Annotated in this window: 17 protein-coding genes and 1 pseudogene; 11 read left to right on the top strand and 7 right to left on the bottom strand. The window is 52.7% G+C overall.

Annotated elements, in window-relative coordinates:
- The 4 genes from F4Y39_24305 to F4Y39_24290 all read left to right on the top strand — a co-directional run bounded on the left by F4Y39_24305 (position 1) and on the right by F4Y39_24290 (position 3,335).
- Positions 1 to 402 carry a nuclear transport factor 2 family protein gene (locus tag F4Y39_24305; GenBank protein MYC16860.1) on the top strand — a complete coding sequence of 134 codons (402 nt, stop codon included), beginning with the start codon at positions 1 to 3 and terminating at the stop codon, positions 400 to 402.
- Positions 329 to 1,618 (top strand): DegT/DnrJ/EryC1/StrS family aminotransferase, encoded by a 1,290-nt coding sequence (locus F4Y39_24300; GenBank protein MYC16859.1) that lies wholly within the window; start codon positions 329 to 331, stop codon positions 1,616 to 1,618. The genes F4Y39_24305 and F4Y39_24300 overlap by 74 nt, the downstream gene beginning before the upstream one ends.
- 84 nt (positions 1,619 to 1,702) lie before the next feature.
- On the top strand, positions 1,703 to 2,524 hold the full coding sequence (locus F4Y39_24295; GenBank protein MYC16858.1) for an amidohydrolase: 822 nt from the start codon (positions 1,703 to 1,705) through the stop codon (positions 2,522 to 2,524).
- The gene (locus F4Y39_24290) at positions 2,385 to 3,335 is read left to right on the top strand and encodes an amidohydrolase family protein (protein MYC16857.1); all 951 of its coding nucleotides are present in this window, start codon (positions 2,385 to 2,387) and stop codon (positions 3,333 to 3,335) included. Before F4Y39_24295 ends, F4Y39_24290 begins: the two co-directional genes overlap by 140 nt.
- Positions 3,336 to 3,421: 86 nt before the next feature.
- On the opposite strand, the gene F4Y39_24285 is transcribed toward F4Y39_24290, so the two are convergent.
- The gene (locus tag F4Y39_24285) at positions 3,422 to 5,068 is read right to left on the bottom strand and encodes a hypothetical protein (protein MYC16856.1); all 1,647 of its coding nucleotides are present in this window, start codon (positions 5,066 to 5,068) and stop codon (positions 3,422 to 3,424) included.
- A 69-nt stretch (positions 5,069 to 5,137) separates the two neighbouring features.
- Positions 5,138 to 6,508, bottom strand: coding sequence for a hypothetical protein (locus F4Y39_24280; GenBank protein MYC16855.1), 1,371 nt, complete (start codon positions 6,506 to 6,508; stop codon positions 5,138 to 5,140).
- 138 nt (positions 6,509 to 6,646) lie between these two features.
- On the opposite strand from F4Y39_24280, the gene F4Y39_24275 reads away from it, so the two are divergent.
- The 6 genes from F4Y39_24275 (at position 6,647) to F4Y39_24250 (ending at position 12,303) form a co-directional block, all read left to right on the top strand.
- Positions 6,647 to 7,816 (top strand): amidohydrolase family protein, encoded by a 1,170-nt coding sequence (locus F4Y39_24275; protein MYC16854.1) that lies wholly within the window; start codon positions 6,647 to 6,649, stop codon positions 7,814 to 7,816.
- Positions 7,817 to 7,827: 11 nt separating this feature from the next.
- Entirely contained in the window at positions 7,828 to 8,679 is an 852-nt protein-coding gene (locus F4Y39_24270; GenBank protein ID MYC16853.1) for an NAD(P)-dependent oxidoreductase, read from the top strand.
- A gap of 121 nt (positions 8,680 to 8,800) precedes the next feature.
- On the top strand, positions 8,801 to 9,925 hold the full coding sequence (gene dgoD, locus F4Y39_24265) for a galactonate dehydratase (GenBank protein MYC16852.1): 1,125 nt from the start codon (positions 8,801 to 8,803) through the stop codon (positions 9,923 to 9,925).
- Positions 9,894 to 11,126, top strand: a complete 1,233-nt coding sequence (locus F4Y39_24260) for a hypothetical protein (protein MYC16851.1) — start codon at positions 9,894 to 9,896, stop codon at positions 11,124 to 11,126. The genes dgoD and F4Y39_24260 overlap by 32 nt, the downstream gene beginning before the upstream one ends.
- Complete coding sequence (locus tag F4Y39_24255; protein ID MYC16850.1) at positions 11,123 to 11,884, top strand: hypothetical protein; 762 nt, start codon at positions 11,123 to 11,125, stop codon at positions 11,882 to 11,884. Before F4Y39_24260 ends, F4Y39_24255 begins: the two co-directional genes overlap by 4 nt.
- Positions 11,881 to 12,303 (top strand): hypothetical protein, encoded by a 423-nt coding sequence (locus F4Y39_24250; GenBank protein ID MYC16849.1) that lies wholly within the window; start codon positions 11,881 to 11,883, stop codon positions 12,301 to 12,303. The genes F4Y39_24255 and F4Y39_24250 overlap by 4 nt, the downstream gene beginning before the upstream one ends.
- A gap of 46 nt (positions 12,304 to 12,349) precedes the next feature.
- On the opposite strand, the gene F4Y39_24245 is transcribed toward F4Y39_24250, so the two are convergent.
- Positions 12,350 to 13,117, bottom strand: coding sequence for a dienelactone hydrolase family protein (locus F4Y39_24245; GenBank protein ID MYC16848.1), 768 nt, complete (start codon positions 13,115 to 13,117; stop codon positions 12,350 to 12,352).
- Positions 13,118 to 13,341: 224 nt separating this feature from the next.
- Here F4Y39_24245 and F4Y39_24240 point away from each other — a divergent pair, with 224 nt between their 5' ends.
- Positions 13,342 to 15,324, top strand: a complete 1,983-nt coding sequence (locus F4Y39_24240; protein MYC16847.1) for a hypothetical protein — start codon at positions 13,342 to 13,344, stop codon at positions 15,322 to 15,324.
- A gap of 185 nt (positions 15,325 to 15,509) precedes the next feature.
- Here the strand turns inward: F4Y39_24240 and F4Y39_24235 are convergent.
- From F4Y39_24235 to ettA, 4 genes and pseudogenes are all read right to left on the bottom strand, one after another.
- Positions 15,510 to 15,845 (bottom strand): annotated as a pseudogene (locus F4Y39_24235) (hypothetical protein).
- 93 nt (positions 15,846 to 15,938) lie between these two features.
- Entirely contained in the window at positions 15,939 to 17,309 is a 1,371-nt protein-coding gene (locus tag F4Y39_24230) for a Si-specific NAD(P)(+) transhydrogenase (protein ID MYC16846.1), read from the bottom strand.
- Positions 17,306 to 18,061, bottom strand: a complete 756-nt coding sequence (locus F4Y39_24225; GenBank protein MYC16845.1) for an alpha/beta hydrolase — start codon at positions 18,059 to 18,061, stop codon at positions 17,306 to 17,308. Before F4Y39_24225 ends, F4Y39_24230 begins: the two co-directional genes overlap by 4 nt.
- Before the next feature lie 14 nt (positions 18,062 to 18,075).
- Entirely contained in the window at positions 18,076 to 19,755 is a 1,680-nt protein-coding gene (gene ettA, locus F4Y39_24220; protein ID MYC16844.1) for an energy-dependent translational throttle protein EttA, read from the bottom strand.

Raw genomic sequence — 19,755 nt, 5'->3', positions numbered from 1 at the left:
ATGGATGCACGTAAAACTGTACACGCCTATTTTGACGCGCTTACTGCGGGAGACGCCCGGCGGTTGATCGGTCTTATGTCCCGCGCGCCCTATTATGTCAAGATAGGTACAGATGAAGACGAATATATCCAGGGTGATGAAAATATACCCGAGTACTATCGTCACCATGTGGATAGTACCGAGGATTTTACCATTACATGCGATTATCTCGATGTTCAAGAGCGCGAGGCAGTTGCATGGTTTTACACGCGTCAGACCTGGAATCTCAAATGGCAGGGCAAACGCGAACAATTGGCTATGCGTTTGACAGGTGTTCTCGAGAAAGAAGATGATCAGTGGAAATTTGTCCAGATCCACGCCTCACTCGGCGTACCTGAATCAGGAGATATGCACGATGGATGAACTCGCAATTAACGGTGGAGAAAAGGCCAAAACCATTCCGTATAATCAACCGAATAAATATACCGATGAAGAGCGCGAATTGTTGCTCGAGGTTCTCGATTCGGGGAAACTCATGGGACCAGATGGGAAAGTCGCGGATTTTGAAGCTGAAATATGTCGCGCATTTGAGGTCAAACACGCGATTATGGTGACATCAGGCACGGTTGCACTGCAAACGGCTCTTGCCGCGCTGGGTGTGTCTGAAGGCGATGAGGTTATTACTACGTCTATGACGGATTTTGGTACGACTGCGGCCATTCTTGCACTGCACGCTATCCCGATTTTTTCTGATATCGATTTGTCAACCCGCCTGCTCGATCCTCAAAAGGTGCGCGAGAAAATTACGGATAAGACCAGGGTTATTATTACTGTCCACATGGCCGGTATGCCCTGTGATATGGATGCGTTTCTGGAGATTAGCGAGGAAACAGGGGTCAAAATTCTCGAAGATTGCGCGCAGGCACACGGCGCAACCTATCGCGGTCAATTTGTTGGTGCGATTGGACACGCCGCAGGATTTTCCATGAATGAATCCAAGCAGATTTCCACTGGCGATGGCGGTTTTGTCACGACCAATGACGATGAGACCGCTGAAATTGCCCGTCTTTTCCGCGACAAAACCTATTTGCGGGGTCAGAAACTCGAACGCGGTGTGCAACCCATTCCTTTTTTTGGTACTAATTTGCGCCCGACCTGCTTGCAAGCCGCTGTCGCTATTGCACAACTCCACAAGCTCGAGTACCTCGTTGCACGTCGCGACCAGATTGTTCGGCGATACTATGCCGAACTCGGCGATCTACCCCATCTCGATTTTCCGAAAATTGCCGATAATGTCCATCCTTCGTGGTGGCCGCTTGCCATTCGCTATACGGGCAGCACGCCAACGCGAGATGAACTCGTCAATATTTTTCGCGCCGAGGGCATTTCCATCAATACGAGCATGTCCGCAGTGAAAAATATTTTACGCACGGAAGTTATCCAGAAACGCAAGTACTATCCTTTAACGGACGATATTCCGATATTCTGGCAAAATACTGTGTACAATCCCGATGACTGTCCCAATGTCGATACCCTGCAAGCCACTTGTCTGCGCCTTCCCGTGAATGAACGCTATACGGACGAGGATATCGATCAGACGATCGCAGGGGTAAAAAAGGTCTGGGCGCACTATTTTTAGATCGTGTTGCTTGTTGTCTTGACCAATCATTCAGAACTGAGTAAATTGCCCATCGCAAATCTACAATAACGGGTAAAGCTAATCATGACCTTAGATATCGAATCTGGCATTCGCCGTCCCAAAATTGACATGCACTGCCATGTCTGGCTTATGGATGGGTGGGAGCAGTCCGCTGATCATCTCGTCGCTTCGGGCGACATGCTCGGCATTACCGAATACTGGTGTTCCTCCGTTATCCAACAGGGCATTCTGGCACCTGTTAGGGATGTGCCTCCTCACAACGATACTATTTTGAGCGCGATGGCGCGCCATCCCAAACGCATTCGCGGCTGGTGTTTTCTCATTCCCGGTCATTTTCAAGGTGCTATAGACGAAGCCGAGCGCTGTCTCAATGCGGGCATGATTGGCATTAAGCTCTACAATCAGTACCGCATCGACGATCCGGTTTTGCACCCTGTTCTCGAATTGGCGAGCGAACGCCGCGTACCCATTCTTCAGCATGCGGGATATCCCGTTCCCGAACACCGCGCAAGCCAGCCGCTCATTTCACACGGTATTCATTTTAGCGAAGCCAGTGAAAAATATCCCGATGCGATTCTCATTCACGCCCATATCGGGGGTGGAGGCGATTGGGAACACACTGTGCGCGAAATGCGCCAGGCGTCTCCCAATGTTTATGTCGATGTGTCGGGTAGCAACCTGGACGATGGACAGGTCGAATACGCGGTTTCAGAACTCGGTGTCGAGCGCGTGCTTTTTGGCACCGATGGCACGATGGCTGGCTCGGTGGGCAAAGTTCTCGATGCAGATCTTACAGAGGACGAACGCGAACACATTTTTTGGACCAATGCCGAGCGCATTCTTGCGCAACAGGGAGCTACGCCCACAGAACCTCGTACCAGTTAAAGAAAGAAAACAAAAAATGCTCATAGATGTAAATGCCTGGCTCGGCATATGGCCTTTTCGTTCTTTGCGAGACAATACGCCCGATGCGCTTATCACACGCCTCGACCGGTCGGGTATTGACAAAGCTGTTGTCTCTTATATTGAAGCCGCATTTCACAGGCATCCACAATCGGCGAATGAGCGGCTCGCCCGCGATGTTGAACCGCATGATCGCCTTATTCCAGTTGGTACAATTAATCCTCTGTCGCCGCATTGGGAAGATGATCTGACAGCCTGTATTGATTTCGGTATGAAGGGGATTCGCCTTTTTCCGCAATATCACAACTATCAGGCCGATGGTGCTGAGAGCCGAAGCGTCGTTCAGGCATGCGCTCAGTGCAATCTCCCGGTTTTTATTCCGCACAGACTCGAAGATGTTCGGCAGCATCACTGGATGGATCCGGGCCAGAGTGTTGACCTGGCACAACTCGCCAATCTGATCGCGTCTGTGCCCGATGCCGCGATTATTATACCGAATGCCCGTCCGCTCGCGCGGTCACCGCTCTGGGTGCGAGAGGACCTGCGCGATTTGAACTGGTACGTCGATCTTTCACTGGCCGAAATTCATTATGGTCTGCACAAAAATACCAATGCGATGAAGGATCTGGGATATTTGATTGAGGAAGGCGGTGCGAATCATATTCTTTTTGGCACGCACTTGCCCATATCCTATGCTGGTCCAGCTCTTGTCAAACTCGCTATTCTGCCCGTCGATGAAGAGGCGCTCGAAGATATCAAATACCGCACGGCGGCTAAACTTCTGAATCTTTAGATTGTACCATCAAAATAGTGCAAACAAAATGCCCCTGTTTCATTCGCAGAAACAGGGGCATTTGAGTTGGTATTAATGGCGTTTAATTACACTTCATGGCATGGCTTTCGCACGATGAGGAGGTTGAGGGTGGGATCTTGCAGGGCGTCTCGAAAGACGCTACGCATATAGTCGTCGGTGTCTTGCTCATGGACTTCGCGGACTCGCGACGCTCCGCATGCAAGAGCGAGGTCGCGCATGGTGACTTGCGGTCCGGCTTCGCCATTTATTTGAACGCCCTGGTCGGGCGTGGTTTGTCCGCCGGTGGTGAGCGAGCCGCCATTGTCGAGTACCATAACAATGGGTGTCGCACCTGTGGCGCGCGCATGGACGAGGGCATTGATGCCGCCGTGATAAAAGGCGGAGTCGCCACATATCGCAATGGTGCGTTCGGTAATATCCGTTTTGCTCAAGCCACAGGCTACGCCAATGGCGGATCCCATCGAAAGTTTGGTGTCGAGCATGGGAGCGGCCATTACCACGCATCCCGGATCGGCAGATATAAAGGGGTTTTGACCGAGGGCATTGGCTTCTTCGCGCAGTGCAGTAAGGATTTCTGTGAAGGGGCAGCCAGCGCAGTGGTTTTTGCGAAAGGGTTTTTCGCTTTCCCAATTTTCTTCGGTGTAGCGCGTGGTTGGCGAGAAACCAGGGAGATAGTTGTCGAGTGCGTTTTGTATTTGCCAGCGGAAGAGTTCGCCCACGCTGGTGAGATGTCCCGTGCGTTTGCCCAGGATTGGCGGGGTAAAACCGGCGTCGTAACCAATGGCTTTGATGGCGTCTTCGATGTATGGATCAACTTCTTCAACGACGAGTACTTCGCTGCACTTTGCGAGAAAGTCCGCGATGAGTTTTTGCGGAAGGGGGTACAGGGCACTGAGTTTGAGGATGGAGAGGTTAGATGTGTCTGCTCCATCGAGCGCGTCGAGGAGTTTGGTGTGTACCATGCCGCAAGCGATGATGCCTTTCTTTCCATTGCCATTTATGCTATTGAAGGGCAGGTCGCTAAATTGTGCGGTGGCGCGCGCAATTTTTTCGTGTAATTCTGTGTGGTTGCCTTCGGTTGTGCGAAGTGCCGATATCCAGCTCATTGGCTCGCGGTCGGGTTCGCGGGTGGGGTGTTGCGCTGCGGGGCGAAAGTCGGAAAGGGCTTGCGTGCTGACGCTATAACTTCTGGTCAGTCGCAATATCACGATGGATTGCAGGCTTTCCGAGTATTCAAAAGCCCATTTTATCATGTCGCGGCCTTCCCCTGGCGTGGCGGGTTCGAGCATTGGAAGTTCGGCCAGGGGACCAAGGGTGCGCGTATCTTGCTCGTTTTGCGATCCCCATGCGCCGGGGTCATCGCCCATGACAATGACGAGTCCGGCGTGTACACCGGTCATGTTGAGCACCATCAGGGTATCGAGCGCGACGTTCATGCCCACGCTTTTGAGACATACGAGCGCGCGCTTGCCGCCCTGTGATGCACCGGCTGCCATATCCAGGGCAATGCGTTCATTGATACACCACTCGGCGTGGTGCCCGTGATCTTTGGCCATTTCGGCCATGGCGTTAAATGTGTTTGTGCCGGGTGAACCGGGATACCCGGTTACAACGCCGACGCCCGCTTCTACCGCACCCCAGGCAAGGGCGCGTTCTCCGTCAATGGTTTGGGTCATTTTTGTACTCCTGAGTGAAAAATCGGGTGATAGCATTGGAAATATTAAAGTGTGTGTGGGCGTATTTGTCAAGCATAGAAGGGGTTGTACGGCGATGGGATAGAATCAAATAAATCCAATTATACGCCAGTATAACAGGGTCAGTGGAAGCAGCGCGATGAGCGTTACCAGAGAAATCAGCGACATCACGAGTATGAATTGACCCATTCGAGCATAGCGAAAGCTGTACGCGACAATAAATGGCGCGCCCTGATAGGGAATGAAAACCACGCCTGTGCCGATTGCCAGACTGAGGGCGATGGGGAGGGGCGACAGGCCGAGTTGAGGCCCGAGGTCGAGCAGAAAGGGGGCGAGCACGCCGCCAACCGCAGCGGTGTCCATTAAAAAATCAAATGGTACAGCCAGATAAGCTATGATGGCGAGTTGGGCAATGGGGGTTTCGACTGTTTGGAGATGGTGTATGAATACGGACGCGAGGGCTCGGTTGAGGCCAGATTGTTCGAGGGCGTGACCGATGGCAAAAACCGCGGAAATGAATATGAGAAGGGGAAAATTGACTTTTTTGATGGTGTCAAAGGGCAAGGGACCCCAGCCGGGCAAATAGCAGAGGAGGACGAGGCTCAGGCCGATATAGACCGGGTGAATGCCGTGTATAATATCGGTCGTCCACAGGAGAACACCTGCGATGAGAATGCCGAGTACTTTTTTTTCGGAACCGGTCATGTGTGTGGGAACAGCGGCGATAGCGGAATGGCCCGAGAAATCGGGTTCCCTCGAGGGGCGAAATAGCAAGCGGATAAGGCCGTAGAGCAGGCCAACGCGCAGGAGGCCGATGATGGGAAAGAGATAATAGGCCCATTCGCTCCAGTAGATTGTGATATCGCGCGATTCCAGAACGCCGAGAATGACCAGGTTGGGCACGCCAGCCGTCAGGATGCCCGTGCCGCTGTAATACGTGGCGCAGGTCAGCGAGAGGACGAGAGCAGCGCTGACTTTTGAGTTGGGGGCTTCGCCGAGGGTTTTGAGCAGAGAGACGACCATTGGCATCAAGATGAGGATGCGCACGACGCCAGAGGGGATCAGCAGTGCCATTGTGAGGCCCAGGATGTGCAGGCCAAAGACGAGTTGCCGATATCCACTCAGGCGACCGAGGACGCTTTGGGCCATTCGCGCCCCCAAGGGGGTTTCAGTAATGCCCAGACTCAATGCCATTCCGGCAAAGACGAGCCAGACGGCTTTGCCGGAGAAGCCCTGAAAAGTGGTTTCAAAAGAGAGGATTTCGAGAAGCGGAAAGACTGTGAGGATGAAGATGGCGGTGTAGGAAATAGGAATGGGTTCAAAGGTCCAGAAAATAACGGTGAGCGCGGTGAAAGCGAGCGCCATGCGGGCAGATATGCCGAGGTCACTTGGGAAGAAAAAAATAAACAGTGCCAGCGCGGGGCCGAGGATGAGGCCGATGGTTTGAGAACGGGTCATATTAGTCGTTTATTTTTGGGTGTGTATGCAAGATAATGGGACAGGGGATAATGGACAAATGAATTGTAGGCAGATGGATTCATTATTGATTAAGTACAGAAAATCGCGTAGTTTAGCGCTCAGAAAGGAGATAAGACTATGAATTTTAGGGGCAAACTGGTTGATACGTCGCAGGTCGTAACCGTGCAAACAGATGGCGAGAAGATCGCAGCTATTCATCGCAGGGAGGCGGGAGATGCGATTGGTGGAGATGATGTGTGGATCGCGCCGGCGATTTTTGATGTGCAGGTCAATGGCGTGGGGGGGATCAACTATAAAGCCAAAGATTTGACGGTAGAGAAAATTGTGGAGACAGCGGCGTGGATGCACAGGACGGGCACGGGTTTGTGGTGTCCCACGGTGACGACTTCATCTGAGGAAGATGCGGTTCACGGTCTAGCGCTGTTGGCAAAGGCGTGTGAGGAATCAGAAGTCGCGCGTGCGTCTTTTGTCGGGTTTCACGTTGAGGGACCTTATATCGCGTCTGAAGATGGTCCGCGCGGAGCGCATCCCCTGGCGCATGTGCGCGATCCAGATTGGGATGAATTTCAGCGGTATCAAGAAGCGGCTGGTGGGCGCATTGCGATTTTTACGCTTGCGCCCGAGCGAGACGGCGCATTGGAATTTATTGAGAAGGTGGCTGCAACGGGTGTTATTGTTTCAATTGGTCATTCGGGCGCGAGTCCCGAGCGCATCCAGGAGGCGGTTGCCGCCGGTGCCCAAATGTCAACCCATCTGGGCAATGGCGCGCATGCCGAGTTGCCGCGTCATCCCAATTATATATGGGAACAACTCGCGGCAGATGCGTTGTGGGCAGGGATTATTCCCGATGGGTTTCACCTGCCGCCTGCGGTGTTGAAGAGTTTTTATCGCGCAAAAGGCAAAGAACGCCTGTGTCTGGTGAGCGATGTGGCATCTATCGCTGGTCTGTCGCCGGGTATTTACGGCAGCGAGAGCGGGTTGGGACAGAGCGAATTGCACGCCAATGGCAAAATTTCGCTGGCGGGAACGCCTTATCTGGCAGGGGCGGGTTTATTTCTGGATAGTGGTATTCCCAATGCCGTGCGGTTTACAGACGCTTCGCTGTCCGATGCTATTGAAATGACGTCGATTAATCCGGCGCGTTTGTTGGGGATAGAAGACCGCGTGGGGTCTGTGGATGTCGGTAAAGAGGCGAGTTTGTCTTTGTTCCGCTGGGAAGATGGACAGGAGAAATTGGATGTGGTGGCAACGGTGGTGCGGGGGCAGGTTGTTTATCAGGCTGCATAAAGGAACGCGATATGGCGAAGAAAAAGGTTGTTCTAACAGGTGCATCGGGCTATGTGGCGGGGCGGATGTTGCCGGCATTGCGCGAGAGGTACGATCTGACATTGTTGGATGTGAAGGCGACCAACCGCGAGGGCGATGAAGTTGAAGGCGTGCAAGTTGTGGATTTGGAAAATCCGGATCGGGATGCGTATCGCGCCCATTTTCGAGGTGCCGATGCCGTGGTACACAGCGGGTTTAAGGGGACTGTAGATTGGCAGCACACGGATTATTGGAAGGAATCCGATAATATTCGGATGTGCCACAATGTGTACCAGACGTGTGTCGAAGAGGGTGTGAAACGCATTGTTGTGATGAGTTCAAATCACGCATGCGATTTTTACGAGCGGTTGATCTGGGCTGACCGATTGGATTTTGCCACGACTGATATGCTGCCTCTGTCTGATAATTTTTATGGTTGGGCAAAGTCGTCGTACGAACATCTGGCCTTTGTGTTTGCAACGGGCAATGCGACCAACGGCAAGCGGCTGGAGAGTGTCCACATCCGCATTGGCGCGCCCCGAGACACCATTATGGAAGGGCAGTCGGCCGATAATTTGAAGCAGTTGCACCGCGAATTGGGCGCGTATTTGAGTGCGCGGGATTTATCTCAACTGGTGATTAAGAGTATTGAGACAGAGAATATTGAAGATGAAAATGGGGTGCCGTTTCAGGTGTTTTTTGGCATTAGTGGGAATACGCACCGGTTCTGGAATATCGACAATGCAAGGCGCGTTGTGGGATATGCGCCAGAGGATGACAGTCAGATCCGGTTTGCGGGGGAGATTGCAGAGATTATTCAAAAGGCACAAAGCAACCACAGATGAACACAGATGAACACCGATAAAGAGGGTACAACGTTGGATAATGATCACTCATTTTCGGAAGGATAAAGATGTAACCATCTGTGTCTATCGGCGTTTATCTGTGGTTCCAAAAGGTTTTGTCATGAAAATTACGGGGTTTGAGACGATTCCCATTCGGGGTCGGGCGATGATTTTGAAGATGTTTACGGATGAGGGATTGGTGGGATATGGCGAGCCGATGAATTACGAGCATTGGCGCGTGGTGGCACAGGCTGTAGAGGATATGGCCGAGTACCTGGTGGGCAAAGATCCGTTGAATATCGAAGATCACTGGCAGGCGATGTATCGCTCGAGTTATAGCCGGAGTATGCCGGTGTTGGTCGGTGCGCTGAGTGGGATTGAGATGGCGATGTGGGATGTGTTTGGCAAAATGGTGGGGCTGCCGGTCTGGAAACTTTTGGGTGGGAAAGTTCGCGATCGCATTCGCGTGTACACAGGGACGGGCGGGACGACGCCAGAGGAATGTGCGGAGGCTGCAAGCCAGAAGGTGGCAGAGGGCTTTCGCGCTGTGAAGATGGGGACTTCGCCGAGTCCTGTGAGATTTGTCGATACGCCAGAAAAAATAGATTTTATGGTTTCGCGCGTTGCTGCGGTGCGCGAAGCGGTGGGCTATTCGGTCGATATTGCAGTGGATTTGCACCGGCGGTTGAGTCCGACGATGGCCGCGATTCTGGTGAAGGAGTTGGAGCCGCTGCACCTACTGTTCGCAGAAGAGCCGTGTCATCCGGAAAATAACGAGGCGTTATTGGCGCTGTCCCGGGGTACAACTGTGCCCATTGCCACGGGCGAACGGCATTTGACGCGCTGGGGATTTCGCGAACTCATCGAGCGAGAGATGTGCGCGATTTTGCAACCGGATATTCGCCATTGTGGGGGTATGTTAGAATTGAAAAAGATCGCGGGGATGGCAGAGATTCACAATATGGCGATTGCGCCTCACAATGCGGCCGGGCCTGTGGGGGTGGCAGCGTCGGTGCATGTAATGGCAACGATTCCAAATTTGTTGATTTGCGAGGGCGGTCATAACCGTGGAGAAGACTTGTTTAAGACGCCTCTAATTTTTCGAGATGGTTTTATTGAATTGCCAACTGAGCCGGGTTTGGGTGTGGATATGGACGATGATGCACTCGAGGCTTTGCGCGATGAATCTTATCGCCTGCGCGGGATGTTCTGGCATGAAGATGACGGATCTTTTGCGGATTTTTGAGAAAATGCGTTTGGTGAACCTCGTGATTCTATTGCTGTTTGCAAGCAGTTATGCGGAGGCGATGGAGAGGGATGTGTCGGCAGTCCGACGGGAATACAACGATGTGTCCGCCGCCGTAGATAGTCTCGTGCGGATGATGCAGGTGGCAGATGCCGAGGTGTTGAAGAAGCTGCCCGAGGCGCGTCCCGATCGCGTGCTGCCCGAGGGAATGACGGCTGTGATGATTTTTTGGGCGGATGACGAAGCGCGGGTTTGGCTCAATGATTTTCCCGTGGGTGAGACCCGGTTGACACCCGTGGAAGTGACCGTTCCAGATTTGTATTTTCAAGGACAAAATCGCCTGCGCGTGAGGTGTTGGGATACGGATAGGGTAGAGAGTGGTTTTATGGGTGGTTTGTATTTGAAAGATGGTGTTGGAAGGTTGTACCCCATTGTGGTTTCCAATGGGGCATGGGAGACTTCAGGAGGACGGGCAACGGAAATTACTTATGCCCATCCGATGCCAGATATTCCCGGCGCGCAACCGATTTGGGGCATGCGAATGTTTGGGTTTGTAGATATGGCTATCACATTTGACCAGGGTGCGATTGATCGCGCGCTTGCAGAAAGCGCACCCGCCATATCTAAGGCTGTGCGGCAACAGGCGATGGATTATCACACCTTTGCCCAACAACTCGCTATTTTGCAGGCTCGACGAAAAAAATTAAGAGCAGATTTAGCGCGTGAGGGCAACCTGAGTGTGCCACTTTACAATCGGGAACGCGCCCGTTCTCCATCGCTGACACTGGGAAAAGCCGCGCCTTTGACCGAAAAGGTGTCGACACCAGTGGCAGAAAATGTTCGGTCCTGGTCGGAGAAGTTACCGGCGGTGCAGCAGCAGTTGATTTATCCAGACCGCCGCGCGTTAAAAGGAGAAGGTGCTGTAACTGCGACTACGGGTGATGCGGTTTCCACCGCGAGTGACCGCGGTAGTCGCGAGCAGGCGTATCGCCCTCCTGATGAACGCGGTGGGATAAAAAGTGAAACAAAAGATGAGGGCGTCAATGCACAGGTGCAGCCGCAGGGGATGAGACGCGGTGGTGGGGGTGGACAGTCGAATCAGGCCACGCGATTGGGATTGTTGTTGCCCACGCTGATCGTGGGAATTTATGTGTTGTATGTGGCTATACGCTGGCAATCGTTAATGGGAGAACACGAGTGATGTACGGATTACACTGGTCTGAATCGTTGTCATTGGTTCTTTTTTGGGTTGTGTGTGCTATAGCAGGTGCATTGATTTTGATGCAACGCTTAAGTGCTATTTGTGGTTACGAAAAACAATTTGGTCTGCCCGAGTCCAATTGGCCTGGTGCGATAATAGGTGGATTGAGCGGCGCTGGTGTGGCGAGTATTGGTATTTATTTTTATTTTTTTGCGCCAGCAGCCGCGAGTTGGGTCGAGTGGACGGGGCGTTCGGCTTATGTGCTCGTTTTGGGCAGTTCGGCAGCGCATCTGGTCACATTTATTCATTTTTGGCGACGGTTGGGTGCAGAAGGTGCGGATACAGGTAATTTGACCGCATTGCGCCATGAGCAGGTGGATAAATTTCGCCAGAGCCACGAGAATTATGCGGACTTAAAAGCGCGCGATGACGAGGCAGTAGATGAGTTACTCGCTGTGTTTGGCGAGCGGTTGTTGTCCGGGCAACGCGCTTTGAGTCGCGTTCCGTTTTATGGGTATTTGGGGACTGTGTGCGGTATTTTGCTGATGGCCGAAGAACTGACCCGACTGGATGAGGCGACCGAGACGTTTAAGGTGTTGCGCGATATGGCAGGTGGATTGGTGCTGGCGTTTCAGACAACGCTCGTTGCCTTGCTGGCCTATTTGCCGCTTCGAAAGGGCTATGATATGTTGCTGAACCGCATGTCTGATCTGGAACGCAAATGGTTGGATATGCGCGAAGGGGAGAAAAGAGGGTGAGACGACGTTTTTTACAGCGCGCGGTGGGCGAGGCCGAAGCGCACGACGTGAGCAAAGAGTTGTTCCTGGGCATTATGATGTTGATGCTGTGCTTGGGGATTATGATTTTGAATGTGTCACAGCCCGTGTGGCGCGTCTATCACCACGATCCCGAACCAGGGGATGTGGTGATTTTATATACTTCCAGAGGTCTGGCGTTTTCGGAAGATGGGCGGTCTGCAACACGCAGTTTGGGACCGGGCGAGTTTCGCAAGACAGTAAATGATCTGGTTGCTGAACCCAATCGGCATTTGCATCTTTTTCTAAAGGGGGGTAGCCGAGAGCGTATGGTGAATGACGCGGCTTATGCAGATTCTCTATTGTCTGCTGGCACAGCGGGCCAAAAGGTGCGCCCCGCCGTATATGTGCATCTGTGGTAAATCGCAATATTCCCCAATAAAAAACCCGGTGATCTCACCGGGTTTTTTATTTTTTACTTTTGAGGGTGCGGGCGAATAAGTCGAGAACTGCATTCCAGGATTTTTCGGCGGCGTCTTCGTGGTAGTGCGTTAAACGCTGGGGAAAGAAATAGCCGTGTAGCGCGCCGTGCATAAAGTCAATGCGATGTGGGACGTCACAGCGGGTGAGTTCGGTTTTGTAGAGTTGTAAGTGTTCTTCGGTTGCGCCGGCATCCTGGTCTGCCCAGCCAAAGTAGCCTTCGGCTCTGAGTTTGGGTATGGCGAGATGGGGTGAGTCCAGTGCATCGGTGACGAGTTTGCCGCCGTGAATGGAGGCAAAGGCCAAAACGTGATCGGGATACGTTGCTGCAGCAAAGAGGGCGTGGCGGCCGCCCATACAGGTGCCGATAGTGCCGACCCGTTGGGCATTGGCTTGAGGTTCTTCATTGTCGAGGTGGCGAAGCAGTGCGCCCGTGTCGTCGATGACCATGGCATTGGTCGTGCTGGTGTTGAGGTTCATCGGGTGCAGGGGATCCGTTTTTTCGAGATTGAGACCGCCGATCATGAATTTTTCGGGGTTGTAAGACGGGTTGCCCATGCGATAAAATAGGGAGGGGAGTACGGTGTAATATCCCGCGCGAGCAAAACGACGGCACATGTTTTTCAATTCGTCGCGAATGCCAAATATGTCAAAGTAGAAGATGACAGGGGGATGCGGTCCTTCGCCTTCTGGATGAAAGACATAGGCGGGCATTATACCGTCTGAAGTTGCAACTTCAATGGTTTTTTCAATCATCGCGTTTGTCCTTTTTATCCAAAAAGCCGCACAAAAGCGGCTTTGGTGTTGTGCTGTTGTGTCTCGGACACAAATATAGCCCTGAAACGTCCGCCTGTCTATTGAAAGTCTCACATGACGTATATTTTTGCTGAAAAATTTTTTAGGATTATATTAGGGGTTTCATAAATCAAAAATCCACTTACTTATCGCGGCCAACGCCGCTTTATTTAGGAGAGTCGTTTATGTTGAGCCGTATATTTGCAATTGCACTCATCGCCGCTGCATTGTGGCACTGTGGTGGCGAGCGCGTCACCCAATCTCAGATTACAGATACTGGCGAACCGGTCACAAGGCCCTTGAGCAAATTGGCTGCCGCCGGGCACGCCTTTGTGGTTCTTGCCACCGTGCAGCAAGACGATGCGCCCGTAAGCGGTGTGGTGGTCGAGCTTTCGCGTTCTGTTGCCGGGCGTGTGGCCGAGTATGAATGGTCTGCGACCACCAGCGACGAGGGACAGGCGCGGATAGAAATTACCTCAGACAGCGGGTATTATCAAGCCCGCGCCCTGCAAGATGGCAGCGAGATCGGGCATTGGTCGAGCATTCCGCTGAATGCCGGCTACGAGGTCAGACTCGACTTGCCCATCGGCGAGAGGGCACGCATCACGTCTTCTGAGCCACTGGAAACGACCCCCGCGGATGAAGCGGCTGCGGCACGAACGAGGGCCTTTTTGGAAGCGGCTATAGCCCGCTACCAGCGCGACGGGCGGGAAGCCACGCTCGCCTACTACGATAGCAAGGAAAGCATTGAGGGCGATCTCGTGCTGCTTGTCATGGCCCAAGGCGACCACACCATCCTGGCGTTAGCTACATGGTCCGGGGGCGTAGGGTCTAATTGGGCTACCCACCCCCGTACCTCTTTTGGACAGCACATAGCGCGAGCGACCGAAGATGGCTATTGGTTTAAGGAGGATAGATACAATATCCTCACCGGTCGGTTAGAACTGGGATGGTATCTCGCAATTTTGCACGATGGTCTCGTCTTTACAACTGCACATGTGGTTTTACCCGATGAACTCGCTACCATTGCACAGGAATACGTGCAAGAGGCAATATCTTATTACAATCGCGAAGGCAGAGACGCAACAGTTGCGTATTACAACTCACTGCCAAGCATTGACAAACAGTTCTACCTCTTCCTGATTGACGAAAACGACCTCTACATCGCACATCCAATTTTTCCCCACCTCAAAGGCACGGACATCAAAGACGTGGTCGGCTCCAACGGCTACGAGTTGGGCAAGGAAATCGCCAAAGCCACCGAAGAAGGCCACTGGGTGCAATATCTCTGGCCGAATCCCGTCACATATCGGGAAGAACCGAAAGCCGCCTGGGTTATTCGCTACGACGGTCTCATCTTCGCCTCTGGATACTACAACCCGGATGATCAGACCGAGCGGCCCGCTTGGTACTATCAAGGTCCCGAAGATTACACGGTGGCATACGTGAACAAGGCGATAGCCCGTTATCAGCGCGATGGCCGCGAATCCATGATCACTTTCTACAACAGCGTGGGCAGCTTTGAGTATCAATGGTATCTCTTTGTGATTGACGAAAATGACCTCTACATCGTCCATCCCATCTTCTCCGAGCTCATCGGCACAGATATCAAAGACGTGGTCGGCTCCAACGGCTACGAGTTGGGCAAGGAAATCGTCAAAGCCACCGAAGAAGGCCACTGGATCGATTACCCTTGGCCGCATCCGCTTACCTTGCAAGAAGCCCCCAAAGCCGCGTACGCCATTCGCTACGACGGTCTCATCTTCGTCTCCGGATATTACAAGAATCCCGAAGATATGGAGGCTCACACAATCGCGTACGTGGAAAGGGCGATAGAATACTACAAACGAGAGGGCCGCGATGCGACTGCGACGTACTACAATAGCCGGGAGAGCATCGATGGGCAGTGGTTCCTAACCCTGGTTGATGAAAACGACCTCATGCTCACGTATCCTATCTTGCCACACCTCATAGGGTCTGACGTCAAGGCTGGGAGATCGCCAACGGGCTACGAATTTGGCAAGGAAATCGCCAAAGCCACCGAGAAAGGGCAATGGGTCAAATTTCCGTACCCTCTTCGGTACACTGCCGAAGACGATTTCTTAAACATCTGGTTCATCCGCTATGATGGTCTCATCTTCTCCTCGGGTTACTTATCGAGTGAGTAGATAAGTGCCAAATACGCCAAAACGCCGTGCAGAAAAATTTGCACGGCGTTTGTTTTTTAGCCGCGAAAAGATGCACTCGCGGCTTTTGTTATATGGCTATTGGATCAACTCGAGATGATGCCACCGCTTGGTGGACCGCCCGCTCCTGGAATGCCTCCCTGTCCGGGCGCACCACCGGGCATTGTGCCGGGGACGACGATGCGAGAAGATTCCTGGCGGCGGTATTCTTTGGCTTCTTCAACCATTTGATCAACGGCATCTTTGATGGCCTGGGGAAATTTTTCTATTGCTTCTTGAAGCGAAGCCGCTTCAATGGGGGCAGAGATTGGCAAAGGCCCCATTTGAGAGATGATCTGTGTGGAGCCGATGTATTGGGTGGGACGGCTGATGTCGTCTGTGCCATCGGCATTGATGGGGATCAGGCGTCGAATTGTGGCAACGCGCAAATCGGTGATGGATTCTTCCCGATAGAGGTTTTGTTGATCAACCTGAATCTGATCGAGTGGCAACTGGTCGGCCATGAGAGTCTCCAAAAAAAAGGTTACAGGTACGCCCCGCGAGGGGCAAAATGAATGTTGGCGTAAATATAGGGCAAGTTGTGCAAATACGCACTTTTATTTTACTCTGTTAAGCCCGTTGAGCGCGGCAACGCGATAGGCTTCGGCCATTGTGGGATAGTTGAAGGTGGTGTTGATAAAGTACATGAGTGTATTGGCTTCACCTTCTTGCGCCATAATGGCTTGCCCAATGTGGATGATTTCAGATGCCTGAGAGCCGAAACAGTGAATGCCCAAAATTTCAAGGGTTTCGCGATGAAAGATAATTTTGAGCATGCCGGTGAGCCTTCCCGTTACCTGTGCCCGCGCGATATGGCGGAAGTAGGCGTGGCCCACTTCGTAGGGAACTTTTTGAGCTGTTAGTTCTTTTTCGGTAAATCCGATAGAACTGATTTCGGGAATGGTGTAAATCCCCGTGGGGATGTCTTCTACGAGGTGTTGTTCGCATTCGCCAAAGATGAGATGGGTGGCGGCAAACCGGCCCTGATCGTAAGCCGCACTCGCCAGACTGGGAAAACCGACGACATCGCCAACGGCATAAATGTGGGGTTGGGCGAGTGTCTGGTACGCGTCGTTGATGAGAATGGAGCCGCGTTCATCTGTCTCGATTCCGATATTTTCCAATCCCATGTTGTCCGAGTTTCCCGTACGGCCTTCCGCCCAGAGGAGAATATCGCTGACAATTTGTTTGTTGGATTTCAGAAATACGCGCGCTTCTCTGTCATTGGCTTCAACGCGGTCGTATTCTTCGTTGTGGCGAATACGCACTCCGTTTTGGCTGAGATGATAACTGAGGGCGTCGATGATTTCGTCGTCGAGATAGGAGAGCAATTGGCTGCGGCTGTTGATGAGATTGACTTTTATGCGCAGGCCGCGAAATATGGATGCGTATTCGCAGCCGATTACCCCCGCGCCATAGATGGTGATGATGCGCGGTGTTTCTGTGAGGTCCAGGATGGAGTCGCTATCGCGAATCCGCGGATGGGAAAAGTCGATGTCGGGCGGTTGATAGGGACGAGATCCCGTGGCGATGATAAATCCCTGGGCTGTGTAGCGTTCGATTCCTCCGTTGAGCAATGCGACTTCGACGGTGTGTTCATCGACAAAAGATGCGCGCCCCAGGATAATATCGACATCATTGCGTTCGTAATAGCCCGTGCGAAGGTCAACCTGATCCTCGATGAGGTCGGCGGCCCGGTCGAGCAATTCGGGAAAACTCGTTGTGCTATGTGTATTGGTATCGATGAGTTGTTGGACATAGTGGCGCAGTGCTTTGCTCGGTATTGTGGCTCTGTGCGTGCTGTTGCCGCCCACATTTTTGAAATTGTCGATGACGGCAACGCGCTTGCCTTCCTTGGTGGATTTCATCGCCGCGCCTTCTCCGCCGGGGCCAGTGCCTATCACGATGATGTCGTAGTCGCAGGTCATTTTGGATCCAGATATCCCAATTGCACGAGAAAATCGTCCATTTGCGCGACGGTTTGTTCATAGGCTGAGCCATCGTCGCGGCCATAGTTGAAAAATCCGTGTCCTTTGCCTTCGTACGCGCAGAGTTCACAGGTGTTGCCCGCTTTGTGCATGGCTTTTGTGAAGCGTTGAGCCTGTTCATAAGGGACGGTTGTGTCATCCGTGCCGTGAAAAATTATGGTGGGCGGCAGGTTGGAACAGACGTGTTGAAAAGGCGAGATTTCCCGCGGGTCTCTGGGAAAACGTTCGGCGAGGCGTTTTAGGCCAGCGACATCGACGACGGGGTTAAAGAGTACCATGGCATTGGGCAGGGAAGATATCGCCATATCCTCATCGGGCGCATCCTGGCCAGGAACAGTACCGGTACACGCGCCGACGTGACCTCCGGCTGATCCACCACCCGAAGCGATGCGGTTGGGGGCAATGTTGAGTTCATCGGCATGTGTCCTCAGCCAGCGAACCGCTGATTTGCCGTCTTCTACACATTCATAAGGCGAGGTGTTGTGTTTGCTTTTGATGCGGTATTCAGCCGATGTAGCGAGCATTCCGCGTTTTGCGAGATACTGGCAGTGCGGAAAAAACTGTTGCGGATTGCCCCCCGTCCAGCCACCGCCAAAGAAGAATACAATAGCGGCTGTCTGTTCGTTAGTGTCGGGTTCAAAGATGTGAATGGCGAGTTCGCCCTGTGGGGTAGTTTTATATATGCGTTGCATGGCTGATGTCCCTTCTATCGCGTAAATTTTCGATATTTAATCCGATGGGGTTGGTCGGCGTCGGCGCCGAAGCGGCGTTTGCGGTCTGCTTCGTACTGCGAATAATTTCCGTCAAAGTAGATGACTTCGCTATTCCCTTCAAAGGCCAGGATATGCGTGGCAATACGGTCGAGGAACCAGCGGTCGTGTGAGATGATCACAGCGCATCCGCCAAAATTTTCAAGGGCGTCTTCCAGGGCGCGCATTGTGTTTACGTCGAGGTCATTTGTCGGTTCGTCCAGCAATATGACATTGGCACCTTCTTTGAGGATGCGCGCAAGGTGAACGCGGTTGCGTTCGCCGCCAGAGAGTTGACCAACGGGTTTTTGCTGATCTGCTCCTGTAAAGTTGAAGCGCGCGAGATAGGCACGCGAGTTGATGTCTCGATTGCCCAGAGTAATGAGGTCTTCTCCGTCTGAGATGGCCTGCCACACATTGTGATTGGGGGCGAGGACATCGCGTGTTTGTTCCACATAGGCGAGGCTAACTGTTTCGCCGATGCGGAATGTTCCCGCATCGGGCTGTTCTTCGCCGGTAATGAGGCGAAAGAGGGTGGTTTTTCCCGCACCATTGGGTCCGATAACGCCGACAATGCCGCCGGGCGGCAGGGAAAAGGAGAGATTTTCAAAGAGGAGTGTATCGCCATATCCTTTGGAAACGCCCTGGGCTTCGATGACAATATCGCCGAGGCGCGGACCGGGCGGAATATAAATTTCGAGGTCGCGTTCTTTTTCCACACTCTGATCGAGCAACTGATTATATGCGGTAATCCTCGCTCTGGATTTTGCGTGTCGCCCGCGTGGGTTCATGTTGATCCATTCGCGCTCGCGCGCAAGGGTTTTCAGACGCTGGCTTTCCCGATTTGCTTCACTCGCCAGCCGTTTTTCTTTTTGGTCGAGCCACGAAGAGTAGTTGCCTTTGTAGGGTATGCCTTTGCCTCGGTCGAGTTCGAGTATCCATCCGGCGACATTGTCGAGGAAATAACGGTCGTGTGTGACGGCTATGACGGTGCCCGCATAACGATGTAAATGCTGTTCGAGCCAGCCAACGGTTTCGGCGTCGAGGTGGTTGGTCGGTTCGTCGAGCAAGAGTATATCTGGTTTGGAAAGGAGCAGTCGGCAAAGTGCCACACGGCGGCATTCGCCACCCGATAGGTGATCGACACGCGCATCTCCCGGTGGACAACGCAGAGCATCCATCGCCTGTTCGATACGCGCATCGAGGTCCCAAATGTTCTCTGCGTCGATTTTTTCCTGAAGTTCGCCCTGCTGTTCGATTAGCCGATTCATTTCCTCGTCGGACATGGGGTCGGCAAATTTGGCACTGAGCGCATTGTATTCGTTCATGAGGTCAACGTGCTCCTGTACGCCCTGTTCGACAATTTCGCGCACGGTTTTGCCCGGTTCAAGGCGGGGTTCTTGTTCCAAATACCCAATGGTGTGGCCGGGGGCGAGATGGGTTTCGCCGTTGAATTTTTCATCTACACCAGCAAGGATACGCAACAGCGTGCTTTTGCCCGCGCCATTCAGGCCGAGTACACCGATTTTTGCGCCGTAGAAATAGGAAAGAGAAATGTTTTCGATGAGGGGCTTTTTGTCGATGTATTTGCTCACGCGCACCATCGAATAGATGATTTTGTTTGGCTCATTGGCCAT

Source organism: Gemmatimonadota bacterium (genome assembly GCA_009838845.1).
Classification (GTDB): domain Bacteria; phylum Latescibacterota; class UBA2968; order UBA2968; family UBA2968; genus VXRD01.
The sequence above is the reverse complement of the archived record's forward strand: the minus strand, read 5'-3'. Positions and strand labels throughout refer to the sequence as shown.